This is a genomic window from Gluconacetobacter entanii, assembly GCF_013155425.1.
GTDB lineage: Bacteria > Pseudomonadota > Alphaproteobacteria > Acetobacterales > Acetobacteraceae > Novacetimonas > Novacetimonas entanii.
On record NZ_JABJWD010000134.1, the window covers coordinates 1 to 856 of the forward strand.

The window sequence follows — 856 nt, forward strand, 5'->3', positions numbered from 1 at the left end:
TCGCCTGCAAAACTCCTGAAAATCCTCACTCAATGGGCTAAACTGCCTGCGTGAACCGTTCCAAACAATCCTTACCTATGCCAGCCCCTAAGTTATTATATTAGTTATATAAGTTACGGAACTGATTCCGCTTTTGAAAACAATACGTTGTGCCGGTTTTCGCCAATGATCCCACGATAAATCGGCCGCCGCTCCCACGATATGATGCGCCGTTGATCCAACGACATGTTTCACATCGTTATCCACACCCTCGGTGAATTGACTCGTTGGAACAGCGCATAAAATCCCCAATTTTCCGCCAGAAATGACGCGAAACGCATAACCGGGGATGATCTGGCTGACGACAATGGTGCGGATTTTCGCGATGAAATCGCGACGACGGGTCAGGCTGCCTGAGCGTGCGTGCAGTTCCGCCAGATCGAAGCGCCATCCCTCCTTCTGTCGTCCGGCATGTCGGCGCGCCAGACGGTAAAGCCACCGCTCCAGACCGCCACGAAGGCAGAAATAGGCGGGATCAACGCTCAGCACGCGCGAGCGATCGCAGGCGGCTTCCATCAGCCAGTCCGGCAGCGTCAGGGCCACGCCATCGTCACGGGATACGGCATTGCCAAGCAGGTCGCCCATCGCCCGGCGGGGCATGGCGACGGGTGCCTTGCCCTTTCCATCCCGCGCCAGCCAGGTGCGATGGACGCCGGTAACGCGGTCATCAAGGTCGGTCACGGCGGCGATCATGGCGGGCCAGGTCTGGGTCGGAATGTCGGCATCAGCCCGGTAGTAGCAATTCGGGTGCAAACGCAGGGATGACAGGTCTGGCAGGTGGGTCAGATCACGATGCCGCAGCCAGGTTTCCGCCAGT

The 856-nt window shown here is 58.1% G+C and carries 1 pseudogene; it reads right to left on the reverse strand.

The annotated features are described in order from the left end of the window. Positions 1–90: 90 nt before the first annotated feature. Positions 91–856: pseudogene (locus tag HNH97_RS16700) on the reverse strand (replication initiator protein A); the annotation flags it as partial.